15 protein-coding genes are annotated in these 14701 nt (G+C 56.5%); 9 read left to right on the plus strand and 6 right to left on the minus strand.

What is annotated here, in order from left to right; all coding sequences use genetic code 11:
• Positions 1 to 4: 4 nt before the first annotated feature.
• Positions 5 to 748 (minus strand): peptidase, encoded by a 744-nt coding sequence (locus GSQ86_RS06355; protein ID WP_158749121.1) that lies wholly within the window; start codon positions 746 to 748, stop codon positions 5 to 7.
• A 127-nt stretch (positions 749 to 875) separates the two neighbouring features.
• Here GSQ86_RS06355 and GSQ86_RS06360 point away from each other — a divergent pair, with 127 nt between their 5' ends.
• The 4 genes from GSQ86_RS06360 to GSQ86_RS06375 all read left to right on the plus strand — a co-directional run bounded on the left by GSQ86_RS06360 (position 876) and on the right by GSQ86_RS06375 (position 5200).
• On the plus strand, positions 876 to 1691 hold the full coding sequence (locus GSQ86_RS06360; RefSeq protein WP_158749122.1) for a transglutaminase family protein: 816 nt from the start codon (positions 876 to 878) through the stop codon (positions 1689 to 1691).
• 76 nt (positions 1692 to 1767) lie between these two features.
• Positions 1768 to 3159, plus strand: coding sequence for a circularly permuted type 2 ATP-grasp protein (locus GSQ86_RS06365; RefSeq protein ID WP_158749168.1), 1392 nt, complete (start codon positions 1768 to 1770; stop codon positions 3157 to 3159).
• A gap of 36 nt (positions 3160 to 3195) precedes the next feature.
• Positions 3196 to 4152 (plus strand): alpha-E domain-containing protein, encoded by a 957-nt coding sequence (locus tag GSQ86_RS06370; RefSeq protein ID WP_158749123.1) that lies wholly within the window; start codon positions 3196 to 3198, stop codon positions 4150 to 4152.
• A gap of 13 nt (positions 4153 to 4165) precedes the next feature.
• Positions 4166 to 5200, plus strand: coding sequence for a transglutaminase family protein (locus tag GSQ86_RS06375; protein WP_158749124.1), 1035 nt, complete (start codon positions 4166 to 4168; stop codon positions 5198 to 5200).
• A 30-nt stretch (positions 5201 to 5230) separates the two neighbouring features.
• On the opposite strand, the gene GSQ86_RS06380 is transcribed toward GSQ86_RS06375, so the two are convergent.
• Entirely contained in the window at positions 5231 to 6370 is a 1140-nt protein-coding gene (locus GSQ86_RS06380; protein WP_158749125.1) for a PP2C family protein-serine/threonine phosphatase, read from the minus strand.
• A 285-nt stretch (positions 6371 to 6655) separates the two neighbouring features.
• Between GSQ86_RS06380 and GSQ86_RS06385 the strand changes: the two genes are divergently transcribed.
• Positions 6656 to 7180 carry a hypothetical protein gene (locus tag GSQ86_RS06385; protein ID WP_158749126.1) on the plus strand — a complete coding sequence of 175 codons (525 nt, stop codon included), beginning with the start codon at positions 6656 to 6658 and terminating at the stop codon, positions 7178 to 7180.
• A gap of 121 nt (positions 7181 to 7301) precedes the next feature.
• Here the strand turns inward: GSQ86_RS06385 and GSQ86_RS06390 are convergent, their stop codons facing one another.
• The 4 genes from GSQ86_RS06390 to GSQ86_RS06405 form a co-directional block, all read right to left on the minus strand.
• Positions 7302 to 8243 carry a branched-chain amino acid transaminase gene (locus GSQ86_RS06390; protein ID WP_158749127.1) on the minus strand — a complete coding sequence of 314 codons (942 nt, stop codon included), beginning with the start codon at positions 8241 to 8243 and terminating at the stop codon, positions 7302 to 7304.
• A 121-nt stretch (positions 8244 to 8364) separates the two neighbouring features.
• A complete protein-coding gene (locus tag GSQ86_RS06395; protein ID WP_158749128.1) occupies positions 8365 to 9534 on the minus strand; it encodes an FUSC family protein in 1170 nt (389 codons plus the stop codon).
• Positions 9535 to 9640: 106 nt separating this feature from the next.
• Complete coding sequence (locus GSQ86_RS06400; RefSeq protein ID WP_254062193.1) at positions 9641 to 10510, minus strand: ThuA domain-containing protein; 870 nt, start codon at positions 10508 to 10510, stop codon at positions 9641 to 9643.
• Between the two features lie 114 nt (positions 10511 to 10624).
• A complete protein-coding gene (locus GSQ86_RS06405) occupies positions 10625 to 10978 on the minus strand; it encodes a hypothetical protein (protein ID WP_158749129.1) in 354 nt (117 codons plus the stop codon).
• A 131-nt stretch (positions 10979 to 11109) separates the two neighbouring features.
• Here GSQ86_RS06405 and GSQ86_RS06410 point away from each other — a divergent pair, with 131 nt between their 5' ends.
• The 4 genes from GSQ86_RS06410 to GSQ86_RS06425 all read left to right on the plus strand — a co-directional run bounded on the left by GSQ86_RS06410 (position 11110) and on the right by GSQ86_RS06425 (position 14679).
• Positions 11110 to 11718, plus strand: a complete 609-nt coding sequence (locus tag GSQ86_RS06410; protein ID WP_158749130.1) for an RNA polymerase sigma factor — start codon at positions 11110 to 11112, stop codon at positions 11716 to 11718.
• Positions 11715 to 12542 carry an anti-sigma factor domain-containing protein gene (locus tag GSQ86_RS06415; protein ID WP_158749131.1) on the plus strand — a complete coding sequence of 276 codons (828 nt, stop codon included), beginning with the start codon at positions 11715 to 11717 and terminating at the stop codon, positions 12540 to 12542. The genes GSQ86_RS06410 and GSQ86_RS06415 overlap by 4 nt, the downstream gene beginning before the upstream one ends.
• 128 nt (positions 12543 to 12670) lie before the next feature.
• Positions 12671 to 13657 carry a RimK family alpha-L-glutamate ligase gene (locus tag GSQ86_RS06420; RefSeq protein WP_158749132.1) on the plus strand — a complete coding sequence of 329 codons (987 nt, stop codon included), beginning with the start codon at positions 12671 to 12673 and terminating at the stop codon, positions 13655 to 13657.
• The gene (locus tag GSQ86_RS06425) at positions 13657 to 14679 is read left to right on the plus strand and encodes an LLM class flavin-dependent oxidoreductase (protein ID WP_158749133.1); all 1023 of its coding nucleotides are present in this window, start codon (positions 13657 to 13659) and stop codon (positions 14677 to 14679) included. Before GSQ86_RS06420 ends, GSQ86_RS06425 begins: the two co-directional genes overlap by 1 nt.
• Positions 14680 to 14701: the final 22 nt, after the last annotated feature.

Consider the following 14701-nt stretch of genomic DNA (forward strand, 5'->3'; position numbering starts at 1 on the left):
GAAGCTAGGCATTCGACAAGCACGCACCGAATTCGATGGGAGGGAGCGCTTCAACCGCGTCTCGCAAGGCGATTTCCCACTGCTTGTGGATACCGAGCATTTGCGGATCGTCGGCGCTGAAGGAGCAGTATTGACCGAATTCAAGCTGGTCGTTGCGGTAAATCATGATCTCGATCGGCGGCCCCACCGTTACATTGGATCGCATCGTCGCATCGAACGACAGCAGCACATACAGGGCTGCGGATTCGAGTGTGGTTTTCGAATAGACAAGCCCTCTTTCGAGAATGGGCCGTCCGTATTTGTATTCGCCGATCTGAAGAAATGGAGTCTCGTGGGTGACTTTGAGAGGATTCCCCTGCGGATAGACAAGGTAAAGCTGTGAAGCCTCGCCTCTGATCTGTCCGCCGATCAACAGATGAATGTTGAAGTTATACTCATCCTTCTCGAGAGCCTCACGGTCCATATCAGAAACTCGACGGACATACTGCCCCACCATGCGAACAGCATCATAAAAAGTCTCTGCGGTTGCGAGACCTTTTCCGGCATCGAAGTCCTGTCGAAGCAGCGTGATGACAGATTGCGTGAGAGACAGGCTTCCGCTCGCCATGACGGCGAAAACGCGCTCTCCGGGCACCGCGAAAGTATGCATTTTGCGGCATATATTTACCTGGTCGTGTCCCGCATTGCTTCGCGAGTCCGATGCCAGCACAAGGCCTTCATGTGTCTTGATCCCGACGCAGTATGTCATTTTTCCTGTTTTTCCAGAAATTCCTTGCAGTTTGCCTGGTTGTGCTGCACCTTAGAGTTCAACCGCCTCACCGATTTCCAGCATCACACCTTGGCACGACAAGTTTGGTTCTCACAGGATACCGCGAATGCTGATTCGCATTGGCTACGATATTCATTTCGAGCTGACGCAGGAGGTCCCGTTCCTTTCGCTCCTCCGCGTTCACCCCTCTCGTCAGGCCGATTTACGCAGTCCTGACCCCATTCTCACAACGCCTGAAATTCCTGTAGAGGAGTATCAGGACGCCTTTGGAAATATTTGCAGCCGCTTTCTGGCAATGCCGGGCGAGTTGCGGCTTTACAGCGAAAGCATCATCGAGGATTCAGGCCAACCCGATGCTGTGAACTGGAATGCCCCGGAAATACCGGTGGTCGATCTTCCACCCGAGACGTTGCCATTTCTGACAGCCAGCCGCTATTGCGAAGTCGATCTTATGTCTCCCATCGCGTTTGATCTTTTCGGTGCTCTTCACCCGGGATGGTCACGCGTCCAGGCGGTCTGCAACTGGGTGCATGCTCACATCATGTTTGACTATGCCAAGGCTCGCGCAACCAAGACGGCGCTGGACGTCTACACCGAGCGAACAGGCGTGTGTCGCGATTTTCAGCACCTTGCCATCACCTTTTGCCGCGCCCTCAACATTCCGGCGCGCTACGCTGCCGGATACCTTGGAGACATTTGTATCCCGCCTACGCCGTCTCCCATGGATTTCAGCGCCTGGTTTGAAGTATGGCTGGGAGATCGCTGGTGGACCTTCGATGCGCGCCATAACTTCCCACGCGTCGGACGTATCCTGATGGCAACAGGCCGCGACGCCGTAGATGCGGCAATCACTACGACCTTTGGCCCCTCAAAGCTTACCGGCTTTACGGTAATCAGCGACGAGATCACAGACAGGAGTTGATGTGGCGACAACCAGGCTGCCGCCTCCATATGACGCGGCGCTTCCGGATTATCATATCGATGGCGCCTATGATGAAATGTTCGGGGCGGACGGCCGCGTGCGGCCTGAGTATGAGAAGCTGCTGCAGGCCTTTCTTGATATGCCTGCTGACGAGTTGCAGGCGCGCAAGCTTTCCTCTGACGCGTCGTTCATGACGCAGGGCGTCACCTTCACCGTCTATGGGCGTGAAGAAGGCACGGAAAGAATCTTTCCCTACGATCTTCTTCCCCGTCTCATCACGGGCAAGGAATGGGAGCAGATTGAAAAGGGGCTCATGCAGCGAATCACTGCACTGAATCTCTTTCTCCATGACGTCTACCACGAGGGGAAAATCTTCAGCGACAATGTTGTTCCCCGCGAGGTCGTCTATACCTGCAAACATTTCCGGCGCGAGATGCGCGGCTTGCAGGTTCCACGCAATATCTATATCGCGATTACCGGGACCGATCTTCTTCGGCTGGATAACGGAGAATTCGTGGTTCTGGAGGACAATCTGCGCGTCCCCAGCGGCGTCTCGTATATGCTCACCAACCGCCGTGCCATGAAGCGCACCCTCCCAAATCTCTTCCTCAGTTATCGCATCCGCCCCATCGATCATTATTCGCAACTGCTCTTAAGCACGCTTCGCTCTCTCGCTCCTGAGGGCAGGCCCGAACCGACCATCGTCCTGCTGACGCCGGGAGTTTACAACTCCGCTTATTTCGAGCACACGTATCTGGCGCGCCAGATGGGCGTGGAGCTTGTACAGGGCCGCGATCTCCTCGTACACGACAACATTGTCTATATGAGAACGACTGCTGGATTACGTCGCGTCGACGTAATTTATCGTCGTGTCGATGATGATTTCTGCGATCCCCTCGCCTTCCGCTCCGATTCCATACTCGGTGTAGCCGGCCTTCTCAACGCGTATCGAGCGGGCAACGTTACATTGGCAAACGCGTTTGGCACCGGGCTGGCGGACGATAAAGCAATCTATGCCTGGGTGCCGCAGATCATTCGCTACTATCTCCACGAAGACCCGATTCTGAATAACGTAGAAACCTATCTGCTCACGGATGCCAGAAAACGACAGCATGTCATCGAAAACCTGGAAAAAATGGTCGTGAAGCCTGTCGGTGAATCGGGAGGATACGGCATGCTCGTCGGCCCGGCCAGCACGAGCGAAGAACGCGAAAAATTTAAGGATCTGATTCAGGCTGATCCACGAAATTTCATCGCTCAGCCGGTGCTCAATTTCTCTCGCGCTCCTTGTCTCATAGGAGACCACATCGAACCTCGACATGTGGACCTGCGCCCTTACATCTTATTTGGAGATCAGATCAATATTGTTCCGGGCGGATTAACGCGGGTGGCTCTGCAGAGAGGCTCGCTTGTCGTGAACTCCTCGCAGGGTGGCGGAAGCAAAGATACCTGGGTACTGGAGTCGTAAACAGAATCAATCTCCTGAGGAAAGGAGCATGCAAGAATGCTTTCTCGAGTAGCAGACAGCCTGTACTGGATCGGCCGATATCTCGAACGCGCAGAGCATTCCATTCGCGTATTGGACGTCTCTTTGAATCTGATGCTCGAAAGGCCGGAAACCAGGCCGGAGGGACGCTCGCACAGACTCATGCACATCCTGATGGTTCCGAAGATCCTCCAGCGCGGCGAGCCGGACGATCTTGTCGATATGATGTGCTTCGACGTGGCCAACTCCGCCTCCATCGCAGCGTGCATCGGTGCCGCACGCGAAAACGCGCGCCAGGTCCGCGATGAAATCAGCAGCGAGCAATGGCAGAAATTAAATCAGCTCTACCACAACATGATGGAGATGCGCTCAGAGCAAAGCTACGCTACGGTTTCTGATCTGCTGCAGACGCTGCATGATGGTCTCCACTTATTTGAGGGCGTAACCGATACCACCATGCTGCATGGGGAAGGCTGGCACTTCATTCGGGCCGGGCGATATATGGAGCGCTCTACGGCAATCGCCACCCTGCTTGTCCTCTACTATCCGCATGCGTTCAACATCCCGGGAGGGGTAATCGAATCCACACAATACCTTGAGTGGGTCGGATTACTGCGCTGCTGCACAGCATTTGAGGCCTTCTGCACTGTCTACACAACCGACATCACGCCAGAGCGAGTGCTGGAATTTCTCCTGCTGAATCCGCTCTTTCCTCATTCGCTGCGGTACTCAGTGAACTGCCTCTTCGATGCGCTCTCCGGAATACAAACTGAACGAAGAAGGTATCCGTCCGACGAGCTGGCACGGCGCGCTGGAAAGCTTCAGGCGTCACTGAGCTTCGCACAAATTGATGAAATTCTGGAGCAGGATACTGCAGGTTATCTTCGCGACGTTCTCGAACAGTCCCGCATGATTCAGGAGCTGATTTATCGGCTGTATATCAGCTACTCCGTAGATACGGCCTTAGCAGTTTGATGGGAGATGGGCAATGAAGTTCTATTCCATAAGACACATGACGCGATTTGAATATGATCTACCGATCAACGAATCGCTTATGGAGGTGCGCATCCATCCGCGAACGGATACGAACCAGCGATGCTTCACATTCTCTCTTTCGGTCAGCCCGCGATGCCGCGTGTTCTCCTATCGCGATTTCATCGGCAACAATGTTCATCACTTTAATATTCCCGGACGCCACGGCGAACTGATGATCGTCGGTCGCGCGCTGGTCGAATTGCAGGAACTTGCGGACATTCCCGACGCGCTTTCTCCATCTGCATGGCAGGAGCTCGACGACATCGTCAGTGATGGCGACTACTGGGAAATGTTGCTGCCGAGCAAGTTCGCAAAGCCAACGCCGGCGCTCTTGAAACTTGCCACTGAATTCGGCGCAGTGCGCCGCGACGATCCCTTGACCGTTTTACGAGAGATCAATACCCGCCTGCATGATGCGATTGCCTATGTTCCGCGAAGCACACGCGTCGACTCTCCTATCGATGAGGCTTTGGAGAGCCGTGCCGGGGTCTGCCAGGACTTTTCTCACATCATGATCGCCCTCGTGCGTCATCTGGGCATTCCCTGCCGCTACGTCAGCGGCTATCTCTACCATCGGCCCACCGATCATGTGCGTTCGACGGCAAGCGCAACTCACGCATGGGTAGACGCTTTTCTACCGCGTCTGGGATGGGTGGGTTTTGATCCGACGAACGATCTGCTTGCTCACGAGTCTCACATCCGTACGGCGCTGGGTCGCGATTACGATGACGTGCCTCCGAATCGCGGAGTCTATCGAGGCATTACATCGAGTGAATTACGAGTGAACGTGCAGGTGACCGCACATGACACTCCCCCACAGACAGATGAGGAGTGGCCAATGCCGGAAGATTGGTCGGTGCACGTGGAACGCACAATCGATCCGCTGCCTCTGGCATCTCCCATCCTGCATCTGCAGCAAATGGAACAGCAGCAACAGCTACGCACCAAAAGCCAGAGAATGAAAATCCCGACGAGCTCGAAGAGCTAACGTTGGATGGCGATGCAGGCCTCTGGACGGTTAAACCGCGCGCAACAGCATGCAAGTAACATCGTCGTGCTGCGGAGCGTCCCCCACAAATCGATCGAGGTCCAGCAGGATGCTGTTCAGCAGCATCTCAGGAGACAGCATCACGCCGGAATGCAACATCATAAGGAAGCGTTCTTCTCCGTACTCCTGCTGAAAACTGTTCTCGGCCTCGACCACCCCATCCGTGAACGCCACCAGCCAATCACCAGTCTCCATCATCACCTCGCCCGACTGGTAGTGAGCATCTTCCATGACGCCGAGCGGCATTCCTCCTGCTTCCAGCCGCTCGATCAGACCTAAATGGCGGCGAAGTATCGGATTGTTGTGCCCGGCGTTGACATAGGTTAACCGGCGCGATGCGGGATCGAATTCGGCAATAAAAGCGGTGGTAAACCGTCGGCCATTCTGGCTGTTGCTGCAGGCGTAACGGTTCATTCGGCTGACTAACTCGGGCAGCGATCCGGGTGTGCTGCTCAGAGTCTTCAGGCTCGCCTGAAACGTCGCCATCAGCATGGCGGCCGGCACACTTTTGCCGGCGACATCAGCGATTGCAATCAGAAATGTGGCGGCTTCCGAATCTAAGCGTGGTCGCGCGAACACGTCATAATAATCTCCGGCAACCGTGTTCGCAGGCCTTGTAGCGAATGCGAGATCGATACCCGGCACCTCTGGCGGATTGGCCGGAAGAAGCCACTCCTGAATCTCTTTCGCAATCTGCAAATCGCGTTTCATGACCACCCGGTCGGCAATTTCCAGAATAAGCAGCGCGAACATCAACAGGCCGCCGAAAAAATGAAAGTCCAGTGCAAATACTTTTATCTGGCTTGAGCGTGTGGTCAATGTCCATTCACCACCGGGAACGAGAACCAGCACCAGGGCAACAAGCAACAGGACGCGGCGAGCGGGCGTGAGCTTCTCTATGATCGCCCAGAAAAATTGCCGTGCCACGCCGAAGAAGTGTTTCGTCTGGGGTATTCCCGCAACCCTTGTGGAATCGACCTCTTTGGAATACAAACGATAGCTGGAATTCGCATCTCTGCGAAACTGCGACCAGAGCTCGTTGAGCTGCATGCCTTCGGTCACGCGTTGCCAGAACCGCTCGAGTCGCACCGCAATTCCATGCTTCTCCATTCAGGGCTGCTTCCTCCGCAAGAGTTTTATGGGCTTCAACGAGTCTGTGGCCATTCTAATATCGGCTTTCCGCCGATCTGCCGCGACGTCTTAGAAATGCACGATGTGTGCATAGGGTTGGAGCAGGGCAGAGTTGCGGCTGTGTCGAGCACGAGCAGATCCCGGGTGATGCTACGATGGGGCCGCGCTTTGTCCAATCGGCTGACCGACCCGGAAATTTCGCGCGAAGGCTGGAAATGGTGCTACGGCAGGATTGCCATTCGCACTATGAAATAGAGTTCGAAGATGGCAATCACTCTTGCAGCCAAACCCGATTTACTGACCTGGGCTGATTTCAGACTGACAGCGACGAAACCGGTCGATCCAGGTGACGGGACATCCGTCGATGCCTTTACGACATTCAGCTACGACGTTCCTGACCTTGATTACAGTACGGTTGACGGGCAGCTTGCATACACCGGCACGGCGACGATTATCATTACGCCGAACGCCGAGATCTTCCAGTCCGCTCCCCAAACCGCTGGCCTGTTGTCGCATGAGCAGTTCCACTACGATGTGGGCATTGTTACAGGTCGCGCACTCGCGCGATCTCTGATGGCGCTGCGCGCTCCGACTGCCGCCGCCCTGCAGCAGGCTCATGACGCGGCGATCCAGCTTCACTTTGTGACTCGAGCGGGCTTATTGCAACATCATTACGATCGCGAAACCCAGCACGGCGCCGATGCTCATTATCAAAAAATCTGGAAAGACAGTATGGCTGTCTGCCTGGCCGATCCGCTCAGCCTCCACCTCCTCGGCTTCTGGCTTTAAATCCGGAGAAGTGGCATCCATCACACAAGCGACGAGGAGATTTAGAGAAACAAAAAGCCCCAGGTTTTCCTGGGGCTTTTGTTTCTACGGACAGCCCGCCTAAGCGGAGGCTTATCTGTACTTACACCGTGACCGTCTGCTCCACGTTGACGTTGACCGGGGTAAGCCAGCCGAAACGGTCAGGGCGCAGGCCATTGGCGATTCCGAAGAACTCGTCAGCCAGCTGCTTGGTAATGGGGCCTGTCTTTCCGTCGGCTACCGTAATGCGATCGACCGAGCGGATCGGTGTAACTTCAGCCGCGGTTCCGGTGAAGAAAACCTCGTCGGCAATATAGAGCAACTCACGCGGTAGCGACTGCTCGACAACCGGAATACCGAGATGCCGGGCCAGCGTGAGTACCGAATCGCGCGTAATGCCGGAGAGCACCGAGTTTGCCAGAGGCGAGGTGTAGACGACTCCGTTCCGCACGATAAACAGATTTTCCCCAGAGCCCTCAGACAGATAACCGTTGACGTCGAGCGCAATGCCCTCGGAGTAGCCGTTGATATCGGCTTCCATGCGGATAAGCTGCGAGTTCATGTAATTGGCGCCTGCCTTTGCCAGCGACGGCATGGTGTTGGGCGCAAGACGGTTCCACGAAGAGATGCAGACATCAGCGCCGTCATCTCCGGGGACATACTTGCCCCAGGGATAATTGGCGATGTAGATCTCTATAGGCGAGTTCTTGGGATTGACGCCCACTTCACCGTATCCGCGCAGCGCAATGGGGCGAATGTAGCACGGTGCCACGCCATTGGCCTCAACCAGCTCGACAACAGCGGAGGTCAGCTGATCGAGCGAATAGGGCAGCGTCATGCGGTAGATCTTGCCGGAGTCAATAAGGCGCTGCATGTGCTCGGGCAGCCGGAAAACGGCGGCTCCCTGGGGCTGACCGTAGCACCGGATGCCTTCGAAGACGGACGAGCCGTAGTGGACCACGTGGCTCATGACGTGAAGTTGGGCTTTATCCCAGGGGATGAGGTTGCCGTTGTGCCAGATTTTGCTGGTGGGCTCGATGGGCATGTGAAGCGCGTGCTCCTTTCCTTCTGAACCTTCCATTATACCGTCGCTGCGACCGGTTTGAAGCGGGTTCTAAGCCATTGTGCTGTGAGCCGATGACCCGGAAAGGCGAACCGCTTCGTCATCAGGGTGTGAACGCCGTGGCAGTTCCGCTCTTTTCGCGCTGAGTCCTGCGATATGAGATCACGACGAGACGCACCGCCAGCGCGATAAAACCGCCGATGACGGTACACGTCGCCCGGCGCCGTGCGATAAGCGGGCCGGGAGTATTGGCGAGAGAAAGCAGGAAGACGATGTATCCGGTGATGCAGACGGTGAAGAGCGCGTAGTTGACGTTGACGGTGCCATAGGCAAGCCATGCGAAGAGCAGAGTTAATCCGGCAAGCGTAATTGGAGAAAGGCTGATGTGCGCAATGAAGTAGCTGGCCAGGATGGCTCCGGCGAGCGTACCCACCATGCGGGCTATGGCGCGGTTCGCCGTATCGGTAATGCCGGGCTTCAGAACCAGCAGGGCTGTCATCGGAATCCAGTAACCGCTGGCGAAGTGAAGGCGGCGATATATTTCCGTGGTCAGGCCAAGTGTAAAGGCGAGCCGCAGAGAGTAGGGTAATGCGGAATTCAGAAAGCGTCGCTGCCGGACAGATTGCGTGGTCTCAAGTACAGCGGCGCGCAGTGCTGCCTCCTCTTCGCGAACATATCGGGCAAGAGAAACGAGATGCTCGCGGAGCTGATGGAAGAGGTGAAGCAGAATGGCGCACGAAAGAAGTTGCAGGATCCCGCCGGCAAGGATCAACAACGCGCGGTCTCCTGCCGCCTTCAACGAAGCGGGAAAAGCGGAAGCAACCAGGAAGGTGATTACGCATTGTTGCCCGACCCAGCTGTATCCGGCCTCGCGCGTAGTCAGCATGCCGTAGCCGAAGCCCAAAAGCGCAGCCATACCCACCAGCAGAAAATTTGTGTAGCCGATGAAAACGCCGAGGAAGGCTGCGAGCGCCATGCCGAAGGGAACGAAAAGCATGGGCAGTAGCGGTGACTCGTCGATGCTCTGCTTGCGGCCAAAGCCGACAGTGACAGCTCCGCCCGCGGCGATCATTCCCGCCGCTGGATGTCCGAGCCAGATGCCGGTTCCGAGACAAAAGGCGATCGGCAGCAGAAGGAACAGATCTTCCCGGAACGTCTGGTTCTGCCACTGAAAAATGTAACTGTCAGTGAAATATTTACCGCCGTGGGATGGGACTGACAGTGTGGATGGGGTGGGAGGCGGCATATCTGTACTTAGAATGCTCTGTTTCATGTAGGAAAGAAACAGATCGCCACTGAGAAAAGTTCAGGCAGGCAGTTGCCCCCACCCTTTTGCACCGACGCAAAAGGATGGGGCAACCGGTTCGTCCTGATCGCGATTATGGCTGCGAAACACGCGGATGCGATGCCGTGCTGCCTTCGGTCATGCCTAAGACCCACTTGATCGCTTCAAAGTACATTTTGCGAATGTCCGGATCGCTCCACGCTTCTTCCGTATGTCCCAGCGTCGAGTAAAAGACGCGACCTTTGCCGTACGTTTTCGACCACGCAACGGCGAAGTCATGGTCTTCACGGTGGATGCGCGGGTTGTTCTCGTAATTGAGCTTCGAGGGATTAAGGCTGAGCAGCACGTGGACCTTGTCGCGTGACCATTCTTTCGGCTGATAGATCTCATCGTACTTCACGAACTCATGCGGAAAGTGGCTGACGGCCGGAAAGCTCGGGTCTTCGTTGATGATGGGCGCATTGAAGGTCATCCACGGGTGCTGGTCGAACCAGCCGCCGATCATCTCGCCGTACTCGGGCCATTTGTAATTCGTGTCGAGCGCGGCGTGGATACCCACGAAGCCTTTGCCGTCTTCCTTGATGGCAGACATCATGTCTGCCTTCTGGCTGTCGTCCATGTCGAGCTCGCCGGTGGTGCTGGCAAAAACGATGGCGTCAAAGTAGTCGAGATTTTTAGCGTTGCGGTCGAGCTTCTTCTTGGTCAGCAGTTCGGTGTCGGTGCGTATCGTCGTGTCCCAGAGACCGCTCTGCTGGCCCATTTCAAAGATGGCCGCCATCGCGTCGGGAACGGAATCGTGCTCGAAACCCTTGGTCTCGCCGATAACCAGGACGTGCTTGACGTGGGTTGTCTTTGCGTGGGGCGCCGGTGCCACCAGGCTATCCTGCGCACGGCTGAGTGAGGCGAATGAAAACAATAGAACGAGGAATGAAGACAGGCGAATGGCGTTCCGGTAGCTGCGCAAGGATGCTCCTCTGAGATAAAAATCGAGTCGGCGAAATTCTACACGGAATCGGTTTACTTCTGCATTTCGACAAGGGGAAGATCCGGCTCAAAATCGACAAATCTAAGATTTCGTCTAAGCATCTCTCGTGGACGCAGGGCGAAAGTAGGCCCTCGCTTCGGGACGGAACAGCGCATAGGCAATCAGCAGGAAAATCACGCTATGCACCAGCGCTTCCTGCAAGGAGTGAAAGAAGCTCAGAGCAACGTGAAATGCCATCCACGCCAGCGCGAGCCAACGAGCCCAGTTTCGTCCCATAAACATGAACGCTCCACAGACAATTGCCAGGAGCCGGACTGAGAGAAGAGCATTCTCTCCCAGAAATGCCTGATGGAGATGAAACGTCATGAAGTGGTAAACAACGCTGATCGCGCCTGTAACGAGGAAGATCCAGCTGACGATCGTAACTATGAGTGGACGTTTATTCATAAGGTGATTCGATCGCGGCTGAACTTCACATCACTCGTTCATCGCTGATGCCCAACTAAATCCATGAATCATTCATCTTAGCCCTTGTGCTTGCGCGGCCCGGTCGGTAAATTACGGGCTGGCCTTGATCGATGACCGAAAATCCCTCCAATCCGATAAGGCCGCCGCATCGTTCTCCCAACGAAGACCCAATTTCCTCCGGCACCTCAGCGGCCCCCGCCAGCGATGAGCTGTTACTGAATCGCGTACAGGGCGGTGACCAGAAGGCCATGGCGGAAATCTTCGGTCGTTACGGGAGCACGGTATACTCCGTCGCTCTGCGCGTTCTCAAGGATTCGGGCCAGGCGGAAGACGTAATGCAGGAAATATTCTTCCAGCTCTGGAAATCACCCTATGCCTTCGCGCGAGAGCGCGGATCGCTGGGTGCATGGCTGGCCGTCATCACCAGACACCGTGCGATCGATTCGCTCCGGCGCAGAAAGCCGACCTCTTCAACTGATGATGTTGTATTGTTTTCGAGCACAAATCTAGCCTCCGAGGTGGAACGGAACACGATGATGGAAAAGGTCCGGGGAGTGATGAATGACCTGCCATCGGAACAACGGAAGTCGGTAGAACTGGCATTTTTTGAAGGTTTGAGTCATTCAGAGATCGCGGCTCAAACAGGCGACCCCTTAGGGACCGTGAAAACCAGGATCAGGTTGGCGTTGATCAGCTTACGAAAGGCCATTCGGGCATGACAGACCGCATCCACATTTCGCCGGAAGACTTGGCCCTGTATGCGATGCGGGACCTCTCCGCCGAGGAGTCTGCCACGGTACGCCAGCACCTGGAAGAGTGTGCCATCTGCCGCGCTGAAGTCGCCGAACTTTCCGGCGATATGGCGCTCCTGGCCCTCAGTGTCGAGCAACATCCCCTGCCGGAAGGCGCCAGGAAGCGCTTCATCGACAGGATTGCAGCGGATGCGGTGTCCACACTGCCATCGACGGCCGCAAAGCCGCCCCTGCCGCTGACCGCAGTTCCTCCGTCCACGGCTCGTCGCTCTGCTGCGTGGCTTCCCTGGGCCGCGGTCGCCGCGCTGATCATTGTGTCCGCATGGCTTGGCGCAAAGATCAATGTGCTCAATGAAAAGCTGCAGGATGAATCCAATCGGGCCGCGGAATTGACGATGGCCAACGCACACGCGCAGGAAGTGCTCGATGTGCTCACGGCGCCGGCCGCACAACGAGTAGTGCTGACACCCGCGAAGACTCCGCCTGTGCCCACTGGACGCGCAGTGTATCTGGCTGAGCGTGGCGCCCTCATCTTCCAGGCGAACGACCTTGCCCGCCTTGATCCGGACAAGACCTATGAGCTTTGGATCATCCCCGCCAACGGCACGAGCCCCGTTCCGGCAGGACTCTTCCGTCCTGATGCGAGCGGCAGCGCAAGCGTAGTGTTACCGCCGCTTCCTAAAGGCATTCCCGCAAAGGCCTTTGGCGTCACGGTCGAAAAGGCCGAAGGCGCTACCGCGCCTACCTTGCCGATCATTCTTTCCGGAGCCGCAGCTCCGTCCGGCGAGTAACGTTCAGTCACTGCGTCTTGATATCCTTCAAGAGAACGGAAACATAAATATTTACTGAAGAAACCGCGTGTCCACGCATCGAAGATGCGTCGCCGGTCGTCTCAGTAAAGTTGCAGGGGAAAATCGGTATGCCCAAGCCCATCGCGATTTATTACGAACAGCAGCACTGGTTCAAGCCGCTCTTCGCCGAGCTCGACCGCCGCGGCGTCGATTACGTCAAACTGGACGCGATAGGCCACGCCTACGCCATCGAAGAGCATCCTGAGCCCCACTGGGCGCTCGTCATCAACCGCATGAGTCCATCGGCATGGAATCGCGAGCACGGCGACGCTATCTTCTACACCCTCGGCTTCCTCGATCATCTTGAACGCCGCGGCGTCCGCGTCATTAACGGTCTCAAAGCCTTCCGTACCGAGCTGTCGAAAGCAGCGCAGCTCTCGCTTCTCGACGAGCTCGGCCTGCCCTATCCCAAGGCCCGCGTCATCCACCGCGCATCGCAGGCCGTGCCCGCTACCGAAGGACTGCGTTGGCCCATCGTTGTCAAGCCCAACATCGGCGGTTCCGGCGCAGGCGTCAAACGCTTCGACACGCAGGAAGCATTGCAGACCGCGGCCGACGCAGGCGAGTTGGCCTTCGGTCTCGACTCCACAGCTTTAGTGCAGGAATTCATCCCCGCGCGCGACTCCCACATCGTCCGCTGCGAAGTGTTGAACGGCAAATTCCTCTACGCCATCAAGGTTCACATCACCGGCGAAACCTTCGACCTCTGCCCCGCAGATATCTGCCGCACTCCGACAGGTGTCGAGCTCAACCGCGCAGCCTGTCCCGTCGACGCGCCGAAATCCGGCATCAGCGTCGAAGCATTCGAGCCCCCGCAGGAAGTCGTCGCCGACGTCGAACGCATCATGCGCGAATCCGGCATCGAGCTCGGCGGCATCGAGTACATCACCGACGACCGCGACGGTCAGCGCCTCTACTACGACATCAACGCCCTCTCCAATTTCGTCGCCGATGGCCCGCGCGTCATCGGTTTCGATCCCTTCGCCAAGCTGGTGGACTGGCTCGAAGCAGAAGCAGCAAAGGTAAACGAAACCGAAGCGGTAGGTGTCCGCTGATGCGCTACGGTTTCTGGCTGCCCGTTTTCGGCGGATGGCTGCGCAATGTCGAAGATGAGCAGATGGCCCCAAGCTGGGAATATGTGAGCAAGCTGGCCCAGCGTGCAGAAGAGATCGGCTACGACCTCACTTTGATCGCTGAGCTGAATCTCAACGACATCAAGGGCGTCGATGCGCCGTCGCTCGATGCCTGGTCGACCACCGCAGCACTCGCCGCCGTCACGAAGAAGCTGGAGTTGATGGTCGCCGTCCGGCCTACCTTTCACAACCCGGCGCTCCTCGCTAAGCAGGCCGCAAACATCGACCACATCTCGAATGGCCGCCTCACACTGAACGTCGTCTCCAGCTGGTGGGCCGACGAGGCGACAAAATACGGCATCCAGTTCGACCAGCACGACGACCGCTATGCCCGCACCTCCGAGTGGCTCGACGTCGTCAACGGCTGCTGGAACCAGCAGGGCTTCTCCTACGAAGGCAAATATTATCGCGTAGCTGACAACGTCCTTTCGCCCAAGCCGGTAAGCAAGCCGCGCCCAACCCTCTACGCAGGTGGCGAATCCGAGACGGCAAAAAATCTCATCGCAACAAAATGCGATTCCTACCTCATGCACGGTGACCCACCGGAGATCGTAGGCAAAAAGATCGCCGACATGCGCCAGCGCCGCGAGGCCGCCGGACTGCCGCCCATGACCTTCGGGGTCGCCGGATACGCCATCGTGCGCGACTCTAAAGCTGAAGCAAAAAAAGAAGTGGCCCGCATTACAGACGTACAGCAATCCGCGCGCGGTTACGCCAACTACCAGCAATGGATCACCGGCTCAAATCTCGAGCAAAAAATTTCTCTTGAAGACTACTCCGTATCCAACCGGGGTCTGAGAAGCGGATTCGTCGGCACGCCGGAACAAGTCGCGGAACGTATGGAAGAGTTCACAGCAGTCGGCGTAGATCTGGTCTTATTGCAAAGCAGCCCGCAACTAGAAGAGATGGAGCGCTTCGCCGCACAGGTGATGAAGGCTGTTTAGTTTTTAAGGATGTCATCCTGAG

The organism is Acidobacterium sp. S8 (assembly GCF_009765985.1).
Taxonomy (GTDB): Bacteria; Acidobacteriota; Terriglobia; order Terriglobales; family Acidobacteriaceae; genus Alloacidobacterium.